3 protein-coding genes are annotated in these 2934 nt (G+C 63.6%); all 3 read left to right on the forward strand.

The features are described from left to right. Positions 1 to 1120, forward strand: a 1120-nt coding sequence (locus AC16JP_RS04735; protein WP_484339454.1) for a transketolase family protein, incomplete at its 5' end; no start/stop codon positions are given. An 18-nt stretch (positions 1121 to 1138) separates the two neighbouring features. Beyond that, positions 1139 to 1873: an SDR family oxidoreductase gene (locus AC16JP_RS04740; RefSeq protein WP_484339455.1), complete on the forward strand. Its 735-nt coding sequence runs from the start codon at positions 1139 to 1141 to the stop codon at positions 1871 to 1873. A gap of 114 nt (positions 1874 to 1987) precedes the next feature. After that, the coding region (locus tag AC16JP_RS04745) for a VOC family protein (protein WP_484339456.1) at positions 1988 to 2934 on the forward strand (947 nt) is incomplete at its 3' end.

Below are 2934 nucleotides of genomic sequence, written 5' to 3' on the forward strand. Positions count from 1 at the left end.
CGAGCAATCCACCCAGTCGGCGTTCGGGCATGTCCTGCTGGAATTGGCGAAATCCGGGGACGCACTGGCCGACCGCATCGTCACCACCGCGCCCGACGTGACCCAGACCACCAATCTGGGCGCATTCGTCAACCAGCGCGGCCTGTTTCGCAGGCAGGAGCTGGCCGACGTGTTCCACAAGGCGAACATTCCTTCCGCGCAGAAATGGGTGCAGCACGCTGCCGGGCAGCACATCGAGCTGGGGATCGCGGAAAGCAATTTCTTCCTGCTGCTGGCATCGCTCGGGCTGGCGGCGCCGCACTTCGGCACGCGGCTGCTTCCGGTCGGCACCATCTATGACTGCTTTCTGGCGCGCGGGCTGGATGCGCTGAACTATGGTTGTTACCAGGACAGCCGCTTCCTGCTGGTTGGAACGCCGTCCGGCATCACCCTCGGCGGAGAGGGCGGCGCCCACCAGTCGATCAACACGCCGCTGATCGGCATGGGGCAGCCAAACCTGACCAGCTATGAACCGGCGTTCGCCGACGAAGTGGCGCTGATGATGGAACACGCCTTCGCCGACATGCAGAGCGCGCTCGGAAGTTCGTTCTATCTGCGCCTTTCCACGCGCTCGATCGTGCAGGAAAAGCGCGATGGCGACGGCTGGAAGCAGGATGCGCTGAAGGGCGGATACTGGCTGCGACGGCCCCAGCCGATGGCAAGGGCGGCAATCGTGTTTACCGGGGCGATCGCGCCGGAAGCCATCGCCGCCTATGAACAGCTGGCCGACGATCTGCCCGGCCTCGGGCTGCTGAACGTCACGTCGCCCGATCTTCTGCACCGTGACTGGTCGGCGTCACGCGCGGCGCGCTGGACCGGCGGCAGGGCAGCGCCCAGTCACGCGGAAACCCTGCTGGCGGAACTTGCGCCGGGGGCGGGGCTGGTGACTGTGCTGGATGGATCGCCCGCCGCGCTTTCGTGGCTGGGCGGTGTGCGCGGAATGCCTGTCAGCCCGCTTGGTACCGACCGTTTCGGACAGACGGGCGACCTGCCCGACCTGTATCAAGCCTATCGCCTGGACCCGGACGCCATCTTCGATGCGGCCGCCGAGTTGCTGCTTTTCGATCGGCCCGCGGGCTGACGGCAGGAAGGGAGAAGGGTGGAACTGCGGGAAAACAATATTCTGATCACCGGTGGCGGCAGCGGTATCGGTTTCGAGTTTGCGCGGGTGCTGGTGGCGCGCGGCAACCGGGTGATGATCTGCGGCCGCGATGTCGGGCGGCTGGCACGCGCCGTCGACGCGATACCCGGCCTTCTGGCAGTGCAGGCCGATGTTGCGACGGCAGACGGACGCGCACGATTGCTGGACGACGCCCTGCGGCTGTTACCCGATCTGGACGTGTTGGTGAACAATGCCGGGATCCAGCGGCGGCAGCGGTTTGGCGCCGACACTGCCCCATGGGCAGACCGCGCCCAGGAGATCGCAATAAACTTCGAAGCGCCCGTTCACCTGTGCGCACTGTTCCTGCCGCATCTGCGGCAGCAGCCGCACGCAGCAATCGTGAATGTAAGTTCCGGGCTGGCGTTTCTGCCTGTCACTTTTGCTCCGGTCTATGCCGCGACCAAGGCCGCGCTGCACAGCTTCTCGCAGGCCCTGCGCGCCGAGTTGCGCGGCACGGCTGTTGTAGTCGTCGAAATCGTGCCGCCGATGGTGAACACCGATCTCGGCGGCTCTGGATTGCACGGCGACGGGGTGCCGGTGTCGCTGTTCGTGGACGATGTGGTTGGGCGGATGCTGGCCGGCGAAATCGAGATCGGCCACGGCATGTCCGACATGTTCCGCAACGCCGGCCGTGTCGAACTGGAAGCGATCGCCGCGCGCCTCAACGGCTGACCCTTCAATTGCCTGACCTTATGGGTTGGATAGCCAATTTTGATTTCAGTGGCGCAGGCAGTTCCTCTAGCCCTGTGTGGACAACATGCAAAGGTGCGAGAAGGAGGGCTGGGCGTGGCAATCATCGGTATCGAGCGACTGGTCTATTGCGTCGATGACGTCGAGAAAAGCGTGCAGTTCTTCGAAGATTTCGGCCTGAAACTGCATAAGCGCGATCAGGATCAGGCGGCATTTCTGTTGCCGGATAATTCACGCGTGCTGTTTCGCGCACTTGCGACGCACCCGGTTCCCGGATCGAAGATCGTAGGGCAGGGGGTGCATGAAATCGTTTGGGGTGTCGATACTGCGGAAAGCCTGCGCGAACTGGTGGCAAACGTCGCCGCGGATCGAGAAGTGCGCGCCGACGCCGACGGCATCCACCATTTCGTGCTGGACAACGGCATCCCGATGGGCCTGCGGCACTGGCCGGAAAAGCGCATGGTGTTTGCACCATCCGAACCGGTGAACTCGCCGGGGAACATCAGGCGCATGAACGTGCACCGGCGCTGGATCCACCGTGCGTGGCCGAAGGGGCTGAGCCACATCGGCTATCTTGCGCCAGACAGGGATTCGACAATTCAATTCCTCGAAACCCGGCTGAACTTCCGGCTGAGCGACCGGCAGCGCGATTTCGGCATCTACTATCGGGCCGACGGCGTGAACGATCACCACAACATCGCCCTGATCAATTCGAATGCCGGGCTTCCCGGCATGGACGGGCAACTGCGGTTCCATCACGCCAATTATGTCCTGACCGACCTGGACGAGATGATGGCCGGCAAGAATTACATGGATCGTCGCGGCTGGCCGAAATCCGATATGGGCATCGGCCGGCACAGGATTGCCTCGGCGCTGTTCTGCTATTTTCCGTGCCCGGCCGGCGGCGAAGCCGAATATGGTGCGGACTCTGACGCGATCGACGACAACTGGGTCCCGCGGGACTTCAATCCGATGTTCGGCCTTGCCCACTGGATGCACGATATTCCCGAATGGTGGCAGGGCGCCGACTGGGACGTGACCTT

It is taken from the genome of Sandaracinobacteroides sp. (assembly GCF_057137845.1).